Origin of the sequence: Thiomicrorhabdus marina (assembly GCF_017571465.1) — a bacterium.
Taxonomy (GTDB): Bacteria; Pseudomonadota; Gammaproteobacteria; order Thiomicrospirales; family Thiomicrospiraceae; genus Thiomicrorhabdus; species Thiomicrorhabdus marina.
Genome location: NZ_JAGETV010000001.1, coordinates 1 through 15745, shown reverse-complemented (window position 1 = coordinate 15745; position 15745 = coordinate 1). Strand labels below are relative to the sequence as shown.

17 protein-coding genes are annotated in these 15745 nt (G+C 41.0%); 15 read left to right on the top strand and 2 right to left on the bottom strand.

What is annotated here, in order from left to right:
• Positions 1-16: 16 nt before the first annotated feature.
• The 4 genes from J3998_RS00080 (at position 17) to J3998_RS00065 (ending at position 2349) form a co-directional block, all read left to right on the top strand.
• Entirely contained in the window at positions 17-568 is a 552-nt protein-coding gene (locus tag J3998_RS00080; protein WP_208145992.1) for a hypothetical protein, read from the top strand.
• 371 nt (positions 569-939) lie between these two features.
• Positions 940-1572, top strand: coding sequence for a ParA family partition ATPase (parA, locus tag J3998_RS00075; protein ID WP_208145989.1), 633 nt, complete (start codon positions 940-942; stop codon positions 1570-1572).
• Positions 1569-1925, top strand: coding sequence for a hypothetical protein (locus tag J3998_RS00070; protein WP_208145987.1), 357 nt, complete (start codon positions 1569-1571; stop codon positions 1923-1925). Before parA ends, J3998_RS00070 begins: the two co-directional genes overlap by 4 nt.
• Before the next feature lie 259 nt (positions 1926-2184).
• A complete protein-coding gene (locus J3998_RS00065) occupies positions 2185-2349 on the top strand; it encodes a DUF3012 domain-containing protein (protein WP_208145986.1) in 165 nt (54 codons plus the stop codon).
• Positions 2350-2624: 275 nt separating this feature from the next.
• Here the strand turns inward: J3998_RS00065 and bamJ are convergent, their stop codons facing one another.
• Complete coding sequence (gene bamJ / locus J3998_RS00060; RefSeq protein ID WP_208145984.1) at positions 2625-3245, bottom strand: BamJ family beta-barrel-assembly machinery protein; 621 nt, start codon at positions 3243-3245, stop codon at positions 2625-2627.
• A 294-nt stretch (positions 3246-3539) separates the two neighbouring features.
• On the opposite strand from bamJ, the gene J3998_RS00055 reads away from it, so the two are divergent.
• The 8 genes from J3998_RS00055 (at position 3540) to J3998_RS00025 (ending at position 11739) form a co-directional block, all read left to right on the top strand.
• On the top strand, positions 3540-5066 hold the full coding sequence (locus tag J3998_RS00055) for a diguanylate cyclase domain-containing protein (protein WP_208145982.1): 1527 nt from the start codon (positions 3540-3542) through the stop codon (positions 5064-5066).
• A 104-nt stretch (positions 5067-5170) separates the two neighbouring features.
• Entirely contained in the window at positions 5171-6097 is a 927-nt protein-coding gene (locus J3998_RS00050; protein ID WP_208145972.1) for a hypothetical protein, read from the top strand.
• On the top strand, positions 6094-7089 hold the full coding sequence (locus J3998_RS00045; protein WP_208145970.1) for a prepilin-type N-terminal cleavage/methylation domain-containing protein: 996 nt from the start codon (positions 6094-6096) through the stop codon (positions 7087-7089). The genes J3998_RS00050 and J3998_RS00045 overlap by 4 nt, the downstream gene beginning before the upstream one ends.
• 9 nt (positions 7090-7098) lie before the next feature.
• On the top strand, positions 7099-8331 hold the full coding sequence (locus J3998_RS00040; protein ID WP_208145968.1) for a type II secretion system protein: 1233 nt from the start codon (positions 7099-7101) through the stop codon (positions 8329-8331).
• Positions 8332-8362: 31 nt separating this feature from the next.
• Complete coding sequence (locus J3998_RS00035) at positions 8363-8719, top strand: hypothetical protein (RefSeq protein ID WP_208145966.1); 357 nt, start codon at positions 8363-8365, stop codon at positions 8717-8719.
• Positions 8720-8730: 11 nt separating this feature from the next.
• A complete protein-coding gene (locus tag J3998_RS00030; RefSeq protein ID WP_243750518.1) occupies positions 8731-9492 on the top strand; it encodes a PQQ-dependent sugar dehydrogenase in 762 nt (253 codons plus the stop codon).
• Entirely contained in the window at positions 9470-9874 is a 405-nt protein-coding gene (locus J3998_RS13185) for a PQQ-dependent sugar dehydrogenase (RefSeq protein WP_243750517.1), read from the top strand. Before J3998_RS00030 ends, J3998_RS13185 begins: the two co-directional genes overlap by 23 nt.
• 113 nt (positions 9875-9987) lie before the next feature.
• Positions 9988-11739, top strand: a complete 1752-nt coding sequence (locus J3998_RS00025; protein WP_208145964.1) for a methyl-accepting chemotaxis protein — start codon at positions 9988-9990, stop codon at positions 11737-11739.
• 40 nt (positions 11740-11779) lie between these two features.
• Here J3998_RS00025 and J3998_RS00020 read toward each other — a convergent pair whose 3' ends face one another.
• Positions 11780-12151, bottom strand: a complete 372-nt coding sequence (locus tag J3998_RS00020) for a SirB2 family protein (RefSeq protein ID WP_208145962.1) — start codon at positions 12149-12151, stop codon at positions 11780-11782.
• Between the two features lie 234 nt (positions 12152-12385).
• On the opposite strand from J3998_RS00020, the gene J3998_RS00015 reads away from it, so the two are divergent.
• From J3998_RS00015 to J3998_RS00005, 3 genes are all read left to right on the top strand, one after another.
• Positions 12386-13273, top strand: coding sequence for a hypothetical protein (locus tag J3998_RS00015; RefSeq protein ID WP_208145960.1), 888 nt, complete (start codon positions 12386-12388; stop codon positions 13271-13273).
• A 73-nt stretch (positions 13274-13346) separates the two neighbouring features.
• Positions 13347-13685: a DUF4156 domain-containing protein gene (locus J3998_RS00010; RefSeq protein WP_208145959.1), complete on the top strand. Its 339-nt coding sequence runs from the start codon at positions 13347-13349 to the stop codon at positions 13683-13685.
• Positions 13686-14195: 510 nt separating this feature from the next.
• The coding region (locus J3998_RS00005) for a hypothetical protein (protein WP_208145958.1) at positions 14196-15745 on the top strand (1550 nt) is incomplete at its 3' end.

Here is a 15745-nt window from a genome sequence, read left to right as displayed (position 1 = left end):
AGGTGAAAAAAAGAACATGGTTAACTCCGCACAGCGTAATGTTTATATCGAAAATTTATGCTTTATTATGCCGTTGAAAACCTTACGCACAACGCCGAATGTCGCGTTTTATCAAGTGGATGGCGTGGTCGATGGGTTATCAGGGGTGGATTTGGTTGTACACGGTAAAGACGGCAGAAGTCCGATGATTGCCGGAGATGATACTTGGTATTGGTATATGCATACCAATCAAGAAGATAAGCTAGTGGTGCATACCGGGCATAGAGTGGTGCAACTCTTCTCGCAAGCACACGGAAAGGTAGAACAGTTTGAGGTAACGTCTGATGCGATTTATCATAATTCGGAGAAAATTTTTGACGGTGCAGCCATTTTAGGTTGGCCGCCGCATGTCTTTCATCGAGTCCACTCACCGGAAGGCAGTGTTTCTACTAATTACGCGAGTCGCTTGGAAGGTTTTGATATTGATACCAACTTCAATATCTACCAGCTAGACCCGCTGAGTGGAGAATATAGTGTCGCCCGCATCGGTTCAGAAGACCAGCCGAAACAAGCAGGTCAAGCGGCATAAAAACCTGCGTTTCCTTAATGAAGAGTGCATCAAGCAAAGGCTGATTAAACGAGTTTTAATCAGCCTTTTTTAAGTGACTTGGAAACGATTGATCTTTATTGGTGTTTCTTGTTAAGGACGCGCACAACCCAAAGAGCCATTGCCATTTTCTTCGAATCTTTACTTTTTTGTATTTTCCTAACTGTCCTAACCATTCTGGTTTTGTTAGTCGCAAAAATGATTGTGCGAGTGTGGAATAACCTGGTTATGAATTTTCAACAGTCCCTAACAAAGCACCTGTATAATGGCTCTCAATTGATTTATAGGTCAATCTGAAGAAATGCTCAATCGGCATTGTTTTAATTAGTATTTTGGAATTTGGATTCAATTTTATGGCGGCAAGAATTTTTTCAATTGCAAACCAAAAAGGCGGCACCGGTAAAACCACGTTAAGTATGAACTTTGCGGCAGGACTGGCACAACGCGGCCGTGTTTTGGTGATTGATGCCGATCCGCAAGGTTCAGCCGGACAATGGTGTAGCATCTCGGCGGATGACAAACCTTTCCCGGTTTCGGTAATTGCAGTTGGCGGTAATCTAGCTCGTGAAGCTGAGCGTTTTGCAAAAGATTACGATTTTATTGTGATCGATTGTCCCCCAACTTTGGAAAACAGCAATATGTCTTTGGCAATGCAAGTGTCGGATGATATTTTGATTCCTGTTCTTCCTTCTCCGGTTGATCTATGGGCAAGTATTCGTCTTGCTGATGCGATTGAACATGCAAAAATTCGCAATCGTAAATTAAAACCTTATATAGTAATTAATCAACTGGAGCCGCGCAGTGCTTTGTCGAGTGCGATGGCCGAAGCGCTTCAGGAATTTGATATTCCAGCCTTGAAAGGCAGTGTTCGCCGTCGAGCGATTTATCGAAATGCCGCAGTAGAAGGTTTAAGCGTATACTGTATGGGCAAACGCGGTGAAGCGGCAGTTAAAGAGATTGATGAAATTATCGAGGAGGTACTATGAGTACAAATACTACAGGCTCTAAGTTAGCGGATAGTTTACGTAAAGCGAAGTCCGGTCAAGAGACAGAAACAAGCACCGAAGCGACACCCGAAGCTTCGGCCCCGGCAAAAGCGGAAGCTGCTAAACCGGCAGCTACGACCGCTAAAACCACGACAGCGCGCAAAACAACAACTGCAAAAAAAGCGACTACAACGCGTAAAGCACCTGCTCGTAAACCCGCTGCGAAGAGTCCCGCTAAGACAACAACTCGTAGTCCGGCTAAAAAACCTGCCGCCGCAAAACCAGCGGCTAAAAAAGAGACAGAAGAAAAGGTTACTTACCTTAAGCCTTCACAGCGTAGATGGCCTGATTAATCATTAATGCATTTTCTCACAATGTAAACGCCTGCTTAATGCAGGCGTTTTTGTTTACTGAAGGTTGTGATAATGTTTAGCAAAACAAAAAGGATTTAAGATGCCAATAAAATTCGATTTTTCGTTATTGTTGTTTTTCGCTATTTTCATTATCGCTTTCTTGCTGATGTTTTTTACGCGTAATAAATAGCGCTGCTAACCTCGGTAAACTTTGCTTTAATAGGTCGTGCTGAGAAGCGAGATAATAAAAGGAAATCTTATGAAAACTATTTATGCAATGATGATTGGTGCGGTAATCATGTTAAGCGGTTGTAGTGCGGAAGTTGGTTCGCCGGAGTGGTGTGCGGATATGGACGCAAAAGCGAAAGGTGAATGGACTGCAAATGAAGCCTCTGATTATGCGAAGAATTGCATTCTCAAATAATCGATCGATAAAGTCTAAAAAAGCCGGTATATTTTGAAAATACCGGCTTTTTGCGTTTTTAAGCAGAGTTAGGAAAAAACAGAACAAGTCCAAATGACTTCAAGCAAAGTAAAATTTAGGCTAAGCAAGGCATCTGTTTGCCGTCATGCCTCGACCTGATAAAAACAGGCAGCACCGCTCAGACAAATTTTACAAAGCCCTGTCTCAACTTACGCCCTTCGGGCGTCGAGTTCTTCGTTTGAAGTCAATGGGGACTTATTCTGTGTTCCCTTAGATTAGCGTTCGATAGCCAGTAGCTCTACTTCAAAGACTAATGCCGAGTAAGGCGCGATTTTGTTACCAGAACCTTGCGCACCATATGCTAAGTCTTGCGGGATAAATAGACGCCATTTTGACCCTTGCGGCATCAGTTGTAGCGCTTCAGTCCAACCGGCGATAACACGGTTAACCGGGAAAGACGCCGGTTGACCGCGCTCTACAGAGCTATCGAAAACCGTTCCATCAATTAATGTACCGTGGTAGTGAGTTTGTACAACGGAATCAGCTGACGGTTTTTCGCCGTTACCTTCAGAAATAATTTCATATTGCAGGCCTGATTCCAGAACCACAACGCCGTCTTTCTTGGCATTTTCAGCTAGGAAGTTTTCACCTTCTTGCGCAGCCGCTTTGGCTTTTTCCGCTTGTTTAGCTTGCATGATTTCGTTGATTTCTTGGAAAGCTTTGACGAAACCTTCTTGATCGATCGGACTTGGTTTGCCGCTAAGCGCGTCCATCAAACCTTGTGCAACGGCTTCTGCATTCATACCTTCAAATGGATCGCCTGCTAGTTGGTCTCCCATTTGGCGGCCTAGACCATAGCTTACGATATCCGGTGTGGTTGTGTAGGTTGCTGACATCAGCGTCTCCCTTTGATTGACTAAACGAGAAAGCGGGCATCTTAGCATATTTTGAAGCGTTTTAATTGGGTCGCCATTGGTGGTGCATTGAGGTTGATTGTTAACAATAGAAAGAAATAGTGAAGGGTTTGAGAAAGTTGGCTAAAAGTAACTTTTTAATCATTGATAAGCCTAAATTTACTAAATCCATGTTGTAGCTAGGGAAATCCTTTAGCTTGGCTGTTAGAATGGCGGTCTTAAGTAACAGTGCTTATTTTTTATCTATCAGTTTCAAGTTACAGGATGTTACTTGCTATGTCGCCAATGATTTCAATCTTAATTTTTGCCGTTTTATTGTTGTTCGCTTTCTCAATGTGGTTTGCGATTTCCTACCGCAAAGCTGAAAAATCAAAGCAGCTCTATCTGGATATGTTATCTGCATCGGATTCGATGCCGTTTCATTGGACGATAGACAGTGACTCGATTGTCATTAATAAGCAGTGGAGTAAGTATCTTGGTTTCAGCATTTTCGAACTACAACCTTTTAGTTATCGAAAAGCCATTAAATTAGTGCATCCCGATGATAGCGACAAGGTTAAGCAGTCGGTGGATGCGTTGGTTCATGGTGAACAGCACGTTCTGAATTTACAATTTAGAATTGAAACCAAAGACGCAGGTTATAAATGGGTGCTCCTCTCAGGACGTGTCAGTGATCAGGACAAGAAAGGCCATCCATTAAAAGTTAGCGGCTCTATGACGGATTGTCATGAATCGGTCATTAATACCATTTTGTTAGAGCAACACCAACATCGCGATCGTTTCCTGTTAGAACTACCTCAATTGGCACAACGCCATAGCGAGCAAGTTATCGCGGATAAAGCGCTTGCCTTACTGACCTCAATTACATCGAGCAGCAAGGCTTTTCTTTACCTTTTTTCAGAAAGTCAGCAGGCTTTAAACTTGAAGGCGGTAGCGACTAACGGCAGAGAGCCACAGCAAGAATTGTCTAATTTTTTACGAGCTTCCAACTTGGTAACACAAGTCCTGCCTTATAAAAAACCATTTATTATCAATAACATCAGTGATAATCCTGAGCTGGAAGACTTTTTGCAAAATGAGTTGCAGTTTACTCGAGCGATTTTTGTGCCTTTAACTGAGCACGGCGAGGTGGTTATGTTACTGGCCGTGGCGAATGATGAAAATGCTGAGCAGACGTATTCGGCGGATGATTTACAGACGGTGCAACTGCTCGCACAGCAGTTATGGCTCAATTTTCAACAGAAGCGAGTGCTAAAACAGTTGGCTAGCCAAAAACAGGCTATGGAACAATTAGCGCATTTTGATTCCCTGACATCATTACCGAATCGAAATTTAGTGGTTGATCGTATTCAACAGGCGTTGGAACGGCAAAAGAGGAATCGCAAAGATTTAGCACTCTTGTTAATTGATCTGGATGGGTTCAGTGAAATAAATGAACGCTATGGAAATCAAGCCGGAGATCGTTTATTGCAAACTCTGGGGCAACGTTATATGCAATCCTTACGTAAAGTCGATAGTCTGGGTCGTATTGGTTGTGATGAATTTGTGGTATTGATAGAGAGCTATGAAAACAGTAAAAACATTATGTATATCGCCAAGCGATTACTCGAAGATAGCTGCATGCCATTGCAGTTTGAAGGTCATGAGTTACAAACTAGTGCCAGCATTGGTGTGTTCTTCTATCATGAACCGGAACAACAGATGACACCGGACGACTTAATTTCTAAAGCGGAACTTGCTTTACAGCATGCACAGAAAAAAGGCGCTAATGGTATTACGGTTTATCAGCCAGGGATTAAATAACATCATTACATTACTATCTTGATACCGCTGTTAACTGGTGTATTCTAGTAACTTTGTAAGTTCTTTTCTTGGAAGACGCTCGGTTGATAAATTTACGTTCGAGAGTGAAAATTTCTCAAAAATCATCTCCTAGGCAGCAGGGAGCGGTATTACTTCTCACCACTCTCGTATTAGCGATTATTGTTAGTCTTTGGCTTAGTTACAAATACACAAATATTTCGAGTAAATTTAATTCGATTTTTGTTGATCGACAGCTTACTGATTTAGAGGATGCCAAACAAAGTTTATTAGAGTTTTCCGTGCTACTCCCTGAACTTTTTTTGGCTAATTCTGTGGCCTTGGTTAACTTTCAGAACGTGCCTGCTCCAGGTTATTTCCCTTGTCCTGACAGTGATTCTGACGGGGTCGCAGATTCTATTTGCCATTCAGTAAATGATGTTTTGCCAGATCCTGAAGTAACCGTCAGTGCGAAGCTTCCTAAAGAGGTAAAAACTCGCATTCTATTTGGTCTTCTAGGCGACTCATTGAGCTATTATTTTCCATCCGAAAACAATTATCTGTACTTTCTTGATAAACGTTTTGCTGTCTACGATGACTCAGGTACAGGATCACGTTTTGCTCCCTTGACACCACAGGTTTTGGATTCTGAGAATTACGCTTCAGCAATTAAGCCGCAACTGACTTTGAACGGTAAAGCCGGTTATATTGCAATTTTGATTGATCCCGGCAGTGATGGAAATGTCGATAATGCAGAAAATCGAGATGGCGATCGACATTTTATATACAGACCGGATCAAGAATTTCTAAAAAACGCACTGGATAAATTATCCCCAGACGCTTCGACGCAGGATAAAATCGTTGGGATTCACTTTGATGAATGGATGATCTTGATGGCGCAACGGGTTTGTAAAGAACGTGAACGATTTGAGCCTGGAACGGACATGCCGGTGTTGAATTTACTTGGCAATGATCATTGGTACGGTAATGGTGCCAGCTTAAGTTGGCAAACATGGTCTGAGGCATGCCCTTGAAAAAGAATTTCTGCAAAAAAACGGCAAATATAAACGGCTTTACGTTACTTGAAATTGTAGTTGTTTTAGTTCTGCTTGGGGTTGGTGCCGGTATGCTGAAAGGCGTATATGGTTTCTTCTCGGAGACGGATAAACGATTTCAGCAAGTAGAGAATAGCTTGATGGTAAGAGAGTCACTGGAAACTTATCTTGCGACTAATTCACGTTTGCCTTGCCCAGATGATCCAAACAATCCTGATGGCGTCGAAAATCTGAAAGCCGGTGCAGGGGGAAGCTTGGTTTGTACGTTTTCCAAAGGAAGTTTACCGTTTCAAGATTTAGCTATTGAGCGATTCGATGCATGGGGTAATGATTATTTCTATGCGATCAACACTGAAACAGGAGATGTTGACTTAGCAAACGAAAATCGTGCTTGTCATGCTGCCGGTGTTTTCGGTAAAACGGGGGCGGTCAACCTTGATAATTTATTTATCTGTCCAGTTAATAATGCCGCTTATTGCGATAAAACTCCGTTAGGAATTGGCGTTGGTTGTTCTTTGAATTGCGGCGGGCTTTTGAACTTATGTCGTAGTGCCAGCAATTATCAGTATTACGAATCTACCAAAGCCCCTTATTTTGGCTTGTCGACGCCGCCGGTAGGTACGAATCTACTGCCAATTGATGTACTTAATATTTTTAATTTAATGACCGATAACGGTAATTTAAGTTTGTTGAATCAAGGTGATTTTTTGCAAGGGCTGAAAAAGGGAGAAAAAATCGGCGTGGTTGCAGTGGCGATTTCATGGGGAGCAAACGGTGCTAGCGTCAATCAAAATTCCTGCATTCAAAGTGAACTACCTATTGACGAATACGAAAACTGTGATGGAGATAGTATCTATGTAAATATGCTCGCCGCTACTTCAAACAATCAAACAGATAATCGTGATTATGTCATTCCGATCACCATGTCACAGGCGAAAACTGCCATTATCCGTTCCGGAAAAATTAGATAAGGAGCCTGCATGAAATTAGCGGCAAGCCGACAACGAGGATTTAGTTTAGTTGAATTGGTCATTGTTTTGACCATTGTCGGAATTATTTTCGGTACAGGAGTGAGCACATTAGGGGCATATTTGGATAATGCTAAGCAAGCACATACCCTAGGAAGCTTAAAAATCAGTAAAAGGGCGCTATTAGACTATGTCAAAGTAAACCGTTATTTGCCGTGTCCGGATATTAGTGGCGATGGTTTTGAAAACCGTGAACAGGAATCGCCATTCGAGTGCAGCGCTTCAGTTGGATGGATTCCGAATAGTTCGATTGGATTATCGTTAGACGCTACCAGTGATGATTATGGAAACCGTTTTGCCTATGGTATTAATAAAGCGGCGGCAAATGAAAATTCTGCTGAGATTATCGACCCTTGCCATAGTGCCAGTTATTTTGCGGTAAGTGGAAATGAAGTGGTATTTGATGACGATCTGAACATTTGTGAACCGACCGGCGCCACGGTGCCAGCACCGGTTTTTATTTTAGAAACGCCGCCGACTGATCAGTTACCAGATGCGACTGAGAGTTATCATATCTGCCTAAAAGATTCTGCAAATTGTAGTAACGATATTGCCACCAGTGAAGTTGAATCCATTCCGGCGGTTTTGGTTGCTTTCAATGCAAATGGTTATAACACCTTATTGAACCAGTGCCAGAATGAAAGTGGCAGGGAGCAGGAAAATTGCGACGGTGATTTGCTTTTGTGGCGTAATAATTTCAGTGAGGAGGGCTATGATGACCAGATGGTAACGATTTCTGCTTACGAAATTAAACGCCAAGTGTTAGATCTGCTGAACTCAATCGAACTTAAAAAAACAACCGAACAAATCGTTTTGGTTAACCTTCCTGATGGCTTCGATTACATCCTAAACAAGGATTTAAATAGCACCAATGAATTAAATGTCGCTACAAATTCAGGTGAATCGATGTATATCAGTGGTGATGTGAATAAATCGATTAACCTTTTGAAAGGTAATGACACCATAGCCGTTATGGGAACGATAAATGCCAATATTAATGGCGGAGCAGGTACTGATCGCTTATATGTCTCTGAAGAAACTTATGCGGCCAATTCTGGTTCACTTACCGATAAGCTTAGCCGTTTACAACAGGTCTCTAATCTTAGCGAATTATCGAATTTTGAAGAGATTTGTTATTTTCCGTTTGATGAGAACTTTGCGGATGCTGTTTGCTATAGTCCGTAATGCTTAAATCGTTTTAGTTGAGGAGAGTTTAATGGCACGGGTGAAGGAAAAAATCAGGTTATTGTTATCACTGGTATCTTTTGTTGTATTTTCAGCAATAGCGGTGAGCGGTTGTAACCAAAATCCGTTATACGATTCTCTTACCGAGAAGGAAGTCGCTATACAGCACGCGGCGGATGCGGCAACGGCTTCGATATTATTTGCCAATGAAATGGATAATCAAGCTTCTTATATCGTTGACGGTTCAGGTCATGTGCATATTAAATTTGTTGGCGAAGTCAGATTTTCTGATTACAACCGAGTTGTTGAGCAGTTACGAGCCGATTCGCAAATTCGTAGTGTATTTGCCGAGCAATCCGGTTCAGAAGTGTGTCCGTTGAGTAAATAGAAGGGCTAAAGATGTTGTCATTTTGTCGTCCAGTTTCTCGGCTTTTCAGCGTGCTGTTAATTGCATGCCTTCCATTATTTTCTTGCGTGCAAGCGCAAAGTTTGCAGGCTCCTGAGTTTTCCAGCGAACAAGCATCCTTATCAGTAACTCCCTTAGTTGATGGATTAAAAATAACTTGGGGGATGGATTTTATCGATGACCGCCAGTTATTGTTTACGCAGCGTAGTGGCAAGCTAGGTCTGTTGAATTTACAAACCAAGTCGATTACTTGGTTAAGCGGGTTGCCGGAAGTTTATGCTCAACGTCAAGGCGGTTTATTGGATGTCAAAGTAGCAGAGAGTTTCGCATATACAGGACTTGTTTATCTCACCTATTCTAAACCTGTTGCTGCAAGTTCTGTGACAACCCTTGCCAGAGCTAAATTACAGGGTGACAAATTAGTAGATTGGCAAGATTTATTGATTACGGATTCTTCATCGGCAACTTCCATACATTACGGCAGTCGAATTGCTTTTGATGGTAAAGGCCATGTGTTTTTTTCGGTTGGGGATCGTGGTCAGCGTCATCAAGCTCAGAACTTAAGTAATCATCAAGGGACAATTATTCGCTTACATCTTGACGGTAGTGTGCCTGAAGATAATCCCTTTGTTAACCGTCCTGACGCGCTACCGGAAATCTGGAGTTACGGTCATCGTAACCCTCAAGGGCTGTTTTTTGATAAAACAACAAATCAGCTTTGGGAAATTGAACATGGACCCACGTGGTGGCGATGAAATTAACCTTATTGAAAAAGGCAAAAACTACGGTTGGCCAGTTGTGTCGCAAGGCAAAGAGTACAGTCGTGAACAGGCAGTAGGTGTAAAACATCAAGCTGGCATGCAAGAGCCGGTACAGGTGTATATTCCATCAATTGCCCCTAGTGATTTACTGTTTTATCGGGGGACTAGTGTTCTGTTACTAAAGGATAAGTTGATCACTGGAGCCATGAAATTACGCCACCTGAATGTAGTGTCTATACAAAATAATCTTTCCCGAAGCGAAAAACGCTATTTACTTAATCTAAATCAGAGAATCCGAGCTTTGGCACAAGCCCCAGACGGGCGTTTATTTGTGGCAACTGATCATGGCATTATTTACCAAATTCACCAAAAGTAAATCTGAGTAATCGTGTCTAAATTAATAATTATTTCATAAATTTATTGACATAATTCACTTGGTGTTGCGTAATATTACCTATGTAATTTTTACTTACTGTCTGGGGGTGGGTTATGTGGCGTTTTGCATTGAAAGCCGAACAAGAGTTGGCAGATGTATTAGAAAAGTATCAGCAACAACAGTCGGTTATCGAGGCTTTGAATAAAGTTTCTGCAGTAATTGAATTTGATTTGAATGGCCATATTCTGACGGCCAATGACAACTTTCTGCAAACAATGGGCTATAAGTTGGAAGATATTCAAGGAAAGCACCATCGTATTTTTGTCTGCCCTGAAGATGCTGCTTCCCCTGATTATACAAAGTTTTGGCAAGCTTTAAACCGTGGAGAATTTTCAACGGGTCGTTATCGACGCCAGAAGCGAAATGGTGAGGCAGTGTGGTTAGAAGCCAGTTATAACCCTGTTTTAGATGAGGCAGGTAAACCGTATAAAATCATTAAGTTTGCTACGGATATTACTTCTCAGGTTCAGATTGAACTAGATGCAAAAGCTCAAATTAAGGCGATCAATAAGGTAATGGCTGTTATTGAGTTTGATACGCAGGGCCACATTTTATGCGCGAATGAAAATTTTAGTAAAACGATGGGCTATAACGAGCACGAAATTATCGGCCAGCATCATCGTATGTTCTGTGATGAGCAATATGCACGGTCATCAGAATATCAGAACTTTTGGAATAAACTGTCTCAGGGTGAAAGCTTTTCCGGTACTTTCCACCGGATAGATAAAGACGGTAAAGACATTTGGCTTGAAGCCAGTTATAACCCGATCATTGATCCTCAAGGTCAAGTCATTAAAGTGATTAAATACGCCACCGATATTGGTTCTAACGAAAGTAATATTTTGCTGGATAACGTGATCGAAGATGCGGCAAATACCATTAATAAAATATCGGATGGTGATTTAACTGCGCATATGCAAGATCATTTGCAAAAAGCCAGTGGTGGCTTATATGAGAAAAATATTAAACGGATAACTCAAGCGCTTGAAAATATGACAGATAAATTGTCTACAGTCATTGGGCGATCAGTACGTGCCTCTATTAATTTCCAGAACGGCACCACAAACATTCACTCCAGTACAGTTGATTTAAATAGTGCCATTCAATCTCAGGCAGCAAGCCTGCAACAAACCAATGCGACTATGCATCATGTCAAAAACGGTATTAAGGAAAATTCTAAATATGCGCATGAAGCATCGCAAGTGGCCTCACAAGTTTTGATGGAGACCCAAAATGGCGCGCAAGTAATGAACAACACGGTAACCGCGATGAATGCAATTCAAGAATCCAGTAATAAAATTTCTGAAATTGTCGGTTTAATTGATGGCATTGCTTTTCAAACAAATCTCTTGGCACTGAATGCGGCTGTTGAAGCAGCTAGAGCCGGTGAGCATGGGCGCGGCTTTGCCGTAGTGGCCGGTGAAGTTCGTTCTTTAGCGCAGAAATCCGCAGATGCCGCAGCCGAAATTAAGGATTTGATTTTAGAAACGGTCTCTCGAGTGGATCAGGGAGCAGAGCTGGCTACTAAATCGGGCAAGGTATTGGAAGAAATTAATAAGTCGGTCGGTTCGATGGAGCAGATGGTCAAGCAGATAGCGAATGCATCTTTAGTTCAGTCAAATGGTGTGCAAGAAATCCACCAAGTAATTTCAGGTATTGATCAGACTTTCCAAGAAAATGCGTTGAGATTAGAGCAGACTGCCGAAACGTCTTCTGCTATTCACCAACAAGCATCTGATATGAGAGAGGATATGGCTTATTTTAGAATTTCGAATAATTCTAATGCTTTGATTTCTCTACAGTAAAAAGGCTCCGAAAGGAGCCTTTTTATAAAATGACCGTTGTTTAGGCAAAAGGTATTGCTAAATGTGTTTTTGCAACCGCAACTAGGTAAAAGATAACGATAAGTGCTAAAAGCCAGTAAATTGCTTTTTGTAGACGATTTTTAGCAAAACGAAATGCCATTAATCCTAAAAAAATATATAGCACCAATCCAAGAATCTTAGCTTGAACCCACCCCTCGGAAATCGACCAAGGCCCAATTACCAATAAAATGATGGCACTGACCAGTAGTGCCGTATCGATAATGTGCGGCAAAATCTTAGCTGGTTTTTTTGTCACCCAGCCTTTATCAAAAATATGTCCGATTCCACGAACAAAAAATCCAATAATACTTAGAATAACGCTGATTTGGTGAATCAGTAGTGCACTTGCCATAGTGTTTTCCTATCGTTCTGTTTAGATTAAATGCAAACATTCTAACGGAAACTGACGAATTCGGTATAGCATTTAATAGTGCCTGCGCTTAAATGGTGCGTTTTTGGGAAATAATTTTCTCAGCTAGACCTCCAACCTCGTACTCCAAATAATAAGTATTTGCTTATCAAAGAAAACTTGCAAAAAGAATGGTTTTTGCTTGCATTGTGGGAATACAAACAAAGGAATGTAATGATGCAGGAATACATACATATCTATGATCAACATAAGTCTGAAATAGAAAAGTTTTTGGTGGAGACCATTCATAACAATGGTCACCATATTGCCACTGACTTTGAACAACTGCACAACTTCTACGGTATTTTGCCTAGCTTAGAGTTGATTTATGTCACGGATGATAAATATCAGCAAATTTCTCCGAATATCACACGTCGCCGGCAGATTAAAAGTGCGATAGGCCGTGATCGTTGCTATTTGGTAGATCGAGTGCATGAAGCAGATAGTGATATTGCAATTAGCGATCCCTATATCAGCTCTGCAACAGGAGAGCCTTGCGTCACCCTCATGCAGTACCATGAAGGGCACGTTATTTTCCTTGATTTTAATTTATTGACGTTATTGACTCGTTTTGGCTTTTTAGAAAGACACCCAGTTTTTAACCGTGTGACCTATAGTTTTTATTTAGCTATCGGTGTTTCGCTAATGTTCTTTTCGGTGATGTCGATAGGCTATGCGTTCTTTGATTATTTCAAGCAGTTGATGAACCCCGTGGAGTATACGTTAGAAGCGGTTTTTAAACCGATTATTGCTTTGACGATGGGCTTGGCAATTTTTGATTTAGCGAAAACGCTTATGGAACGAGAAGTGTTTTTTAAGGCTTATGGTGATAAACAAGACGATGCAAAATTGTTAACCAAGTTCTTGTCTGCAATTATTATCGCTTTATCGATTGAAGCTTTGATGGTGGTCTTTAAGATTGCCTTACATGACACTTCGCAGTTACTTAATGCTTTGTATTTGATTATTGGCGTTACTCTAATTATTCTGTCTTTGGCCTATTATTCAAAAATTGTCTTCAATGAAGACAATAAAGATAAGAAGCGGGATGAACATAAAAGATAAGTCTTATTTTATTAGCGGAGTCAGTCAGTTACTATGATTGCCGATTTTTATTTTTATCTCTAAAGGATTGTTGATGTTTCAAACAAAAAGTTTTAGCAAAAACATCATCTCGATGCTTGCTGTGTCTACAGTTTTGCTAATGTCCGCTTGTAGTTGGGTTGAACCACTTGATGGAGTTGATCAAGTAAAGGTTGTGACTTTGCCAGATGTATTAAGGTGTGAAAAGCTTGGTTCTGTCAATACTTCGGTCTTGAACAAAATTGGTTTTATCAATCGGGATAAAGATGCGGTTATGTATGACTCAATCGCTTTAGCAAAAAATGAAGCTGTTCGTATGGCTGGTAATCGCCTAGTGGCGGTAGAGACAATTCAGGACGGGCATATGCGTTTCGATGTTTATCAGTGTCGCTAGCCTTTATTTTTAGTCATTACGAATCTCTCTAATCAAAGTTTTTTTTGTTACTAAATTTTCATTACTCATAAACCCCGTTTTAAGTTGTGTTTAAAACGGGGTTTTTTGTTTTTATTGCTTTTCTAGTTTCACTTTTAGCAGAAATTTTCGACAGATTTTGCTTTGCCTGAAGTGATTTGAACTTGGTTTTTAGTTTACTTGGACTCCTTTAAAAGAAAAAAATGAAAAATAATGCAATTTTTTTCAAAAAATTAACTTTATTTTAAATAAAAATTATTTACTCGTAGTAAGTCTTACGTACTGTATTTAATGATATTTTTTTTAGCATAAAAGGCCTTTGCGAGTAAGTTTTAATACTTATTAAAATGGCAAAGAGTAAATAATATTTATCTATGTAAGGAAAATGTACTGGAACCTAAAGACAATTTCCTCCTGTAAAAGAGTTTTTTAAGATGGCCTCAAGTTAAGAAATTAAACACGACCAAACAAAGCTTAATCTGGAGGCTCGACATGGCAAAAGTTATCGGAACAATTCAATCAACAGTGGGTGAAGTTAAAGCAGTAGACACAGTTTCAGGTACTGAACGAGTCTTATTTAAAGGTGCAATTGTCTATGAAGGTGAAACTGTTGTTACTGGTGTTGATGGTAAAACCACTATGGCTCTTAATGATGGGTCATTAACAACTCTTGGTAGTGCGAATGGCATGTTGCTTAATGAAGATATGTTTACCCCTACCCAAGATATCGATGCATCTTCATCAATCGCAGCACTTCAGAGAGCAATTTTTGAAGGCAATGGTGAAATTGACCTTGAAGCAACTGCATCTGGTGGTGAAACTAGCGGTTCGATTGGTTCGGGCGTGGCTATGGAACGTCTCGGTTATGAAGGTGAAGTTTCCAATCAATTTGCAACCAATACTCAAGGTATTGCTGGTTATGCATTCCAAGATGTTGCTTCTACTGGTGGTGGTTCAGGAGACGTTACAATCGTAAACAACATAACTGAAATAACTCAGCCTATTATCGAAGTGATTGAACCGGTAGCTGACATTGTTGAAGACGTTGTAGAAGATGTTAAAGATATAGTCGATGATGTCGTAGATGTGATTGATGATACATCGACTACTCTATTAGGACCTGAAGGTGAAGTTGATCAAGTCATTGATCAAATCACTGATATCGTTGATGACACTCTAGGCACAAACCTTGGTGAGCTAGATGAACCAGTCGATGAGGTTACAACAACAATTGACGAACTAATTGATGGTGTTTTGGCTGGTGAACCCGATATTGCAGAAACAGTAAATAGTTTGTTAGGTGAAGAAGGCGATGTAGACCAAGTGGTAGACGGTGCAACAACGGTACTTGACGATATCCTAGGAACCGATCTAGGTGCATTAGATGAGCCGGTAGATGAGGTTACGAATACAATTGACGAACTAATTGATGGTGTTCTAGCCGGAAACCCTGATCTAGGCGGTACAGTAAATAGTCTACTAGGTGGTGAAGCTGAAGAGGGTACTTCAGGTGATGTTGATAAAGTTGTTGCGGCAGTGACTGACATTGTTGATGGCACGCTAGGTACAAATTTAAGTGAACTTGATGACCCTGTTAATGAAGTGACGACAACGGTTGACGAGTTAGTAAATGGTGTTCTAGCAGGAGACCTTGATCTAGGCGGTACAGTAAATAGCCTACTAGGTGGTGAAGCTGAAGAAGGGACTTCAGGTGATGTTGATAAAGTTGTTGCAGCAGTGACAGACATTGTTGATGGCACGCTTGGTACAGACTTAAGTGCACTTGATAACCCAGTAAATGAAGTGACGACAACAGTTGACGAGTTAGTAAACGGTGTTCTAGCTGGAGACCTAGACCTAGGCGGTACAGTAAACAGCCTACTAGGTGGTGAAGCTGAAGAAGGCACTTCAGGTGATGTTGATGAAGTTGTTGCAGCAGTGACTGATATTGTTGATGGCACGCTTGGTACAAACTTAAGTGCACTTGATAACCCAGTTAATGAAGTGACGACAACGGTTGACGAGTTAGTAAACGGTGTTCT

Bases quoted from the DNA above. Each gene is read 5' to 3' on its own strand.
- J3998_RS00070 (WP_208145987.1), top strand. From the start codon at position 1,569: ATGAGTACAAATACTACAGGCTCTAAGTTAGCGGATAGTTTACGTAAA.
- J3998_RS00035 (WP_208145966.1), top strand. From the start codon at position 8,363: ATGGCACGGGTGAAGGAAAAAATCAGGTTATTGTTATCACTGGTATCT.
- parA (WP_208145989.1), top strand. From the start codon at position 940: ATGGCGGCAAGAATTTTTTCAATTGCAAACCAAAAAGGCGGCACCGGT.
- bamJ (WP_208145984.1), bottom strand. From the start codon at position 3,245: ATGTCAGCAACCTACACAACCACACCGGATATCGTAAGCTATGGTCTA.
- J3998_RS00020 (WP_208145962.1), bottom strand. From the start codon at position 12,151: ATGGCAAGTGCACTACTGATTCACCAAATCAGCGTTATTCTAAGTATT.
- J3998_RS00065 (WP_208145986.1), top strand. From the start codon at position 2,185: ATGAAAACTATTTATGCAATGATGATTGGTGCGGTAATCATGTTAAGC.
- J3998_RS00080 (WP_208145992.1), top strand. From the start codon at position 17: ATGGTTAACTCCGCACAGCGTAATGTTTATATCGAAAATTTATGCTTT.
- J3998_RS00015 (WP_208145960.1), top strand. From the start codon at position 12,386: ATGCAGGAATACATACATATCTATGATCAACATAAGTCTGAAATAGAA.
- J3998_RS00040 (WP_208145968.1), top strand. From the start codon at position 7,099: ATGAAATTAGCGGCAAGCCGACAACGAGGATTTAGTTTAGTTGAATTG.
- J3998_RS00055 (WP_208145982.1), top strand. From the start codon at position 3,540: ATGTCGCCAATGATTTCAATCTTAATTTTTGCCGTTTTATTGTTGTTC.
- J3998_RS00025 (WP_208145964.1), top strand. From the start codon at position 9,988: ATGTGGCGTTTTGCATTGAAAGCCGAACAAGAGTTGGCAGATGTATTA.
- J3998_RS13185 (WP_243750517.1), top strand. From the start codon at position 9,470: ATGGACCCACGTGGTGGCGATGAAATTAACCTTATTGAAAAAGGCAAA.
- J3998_RS00010 (WP_208145959.1), top strand. From the start codon at position 13,347: ATGTTTCAAACAAAAAGTTTTAGCAAAAACATCATCTCGATGCTTGCT.
- J3998_RS00030 (WP_243750518.1), top strand. From the start codon at position 8,731: ATGTTGTCATTTTGTCGTCCAGTTTCTCGGCTTTTCAGCGTGCTGTTA.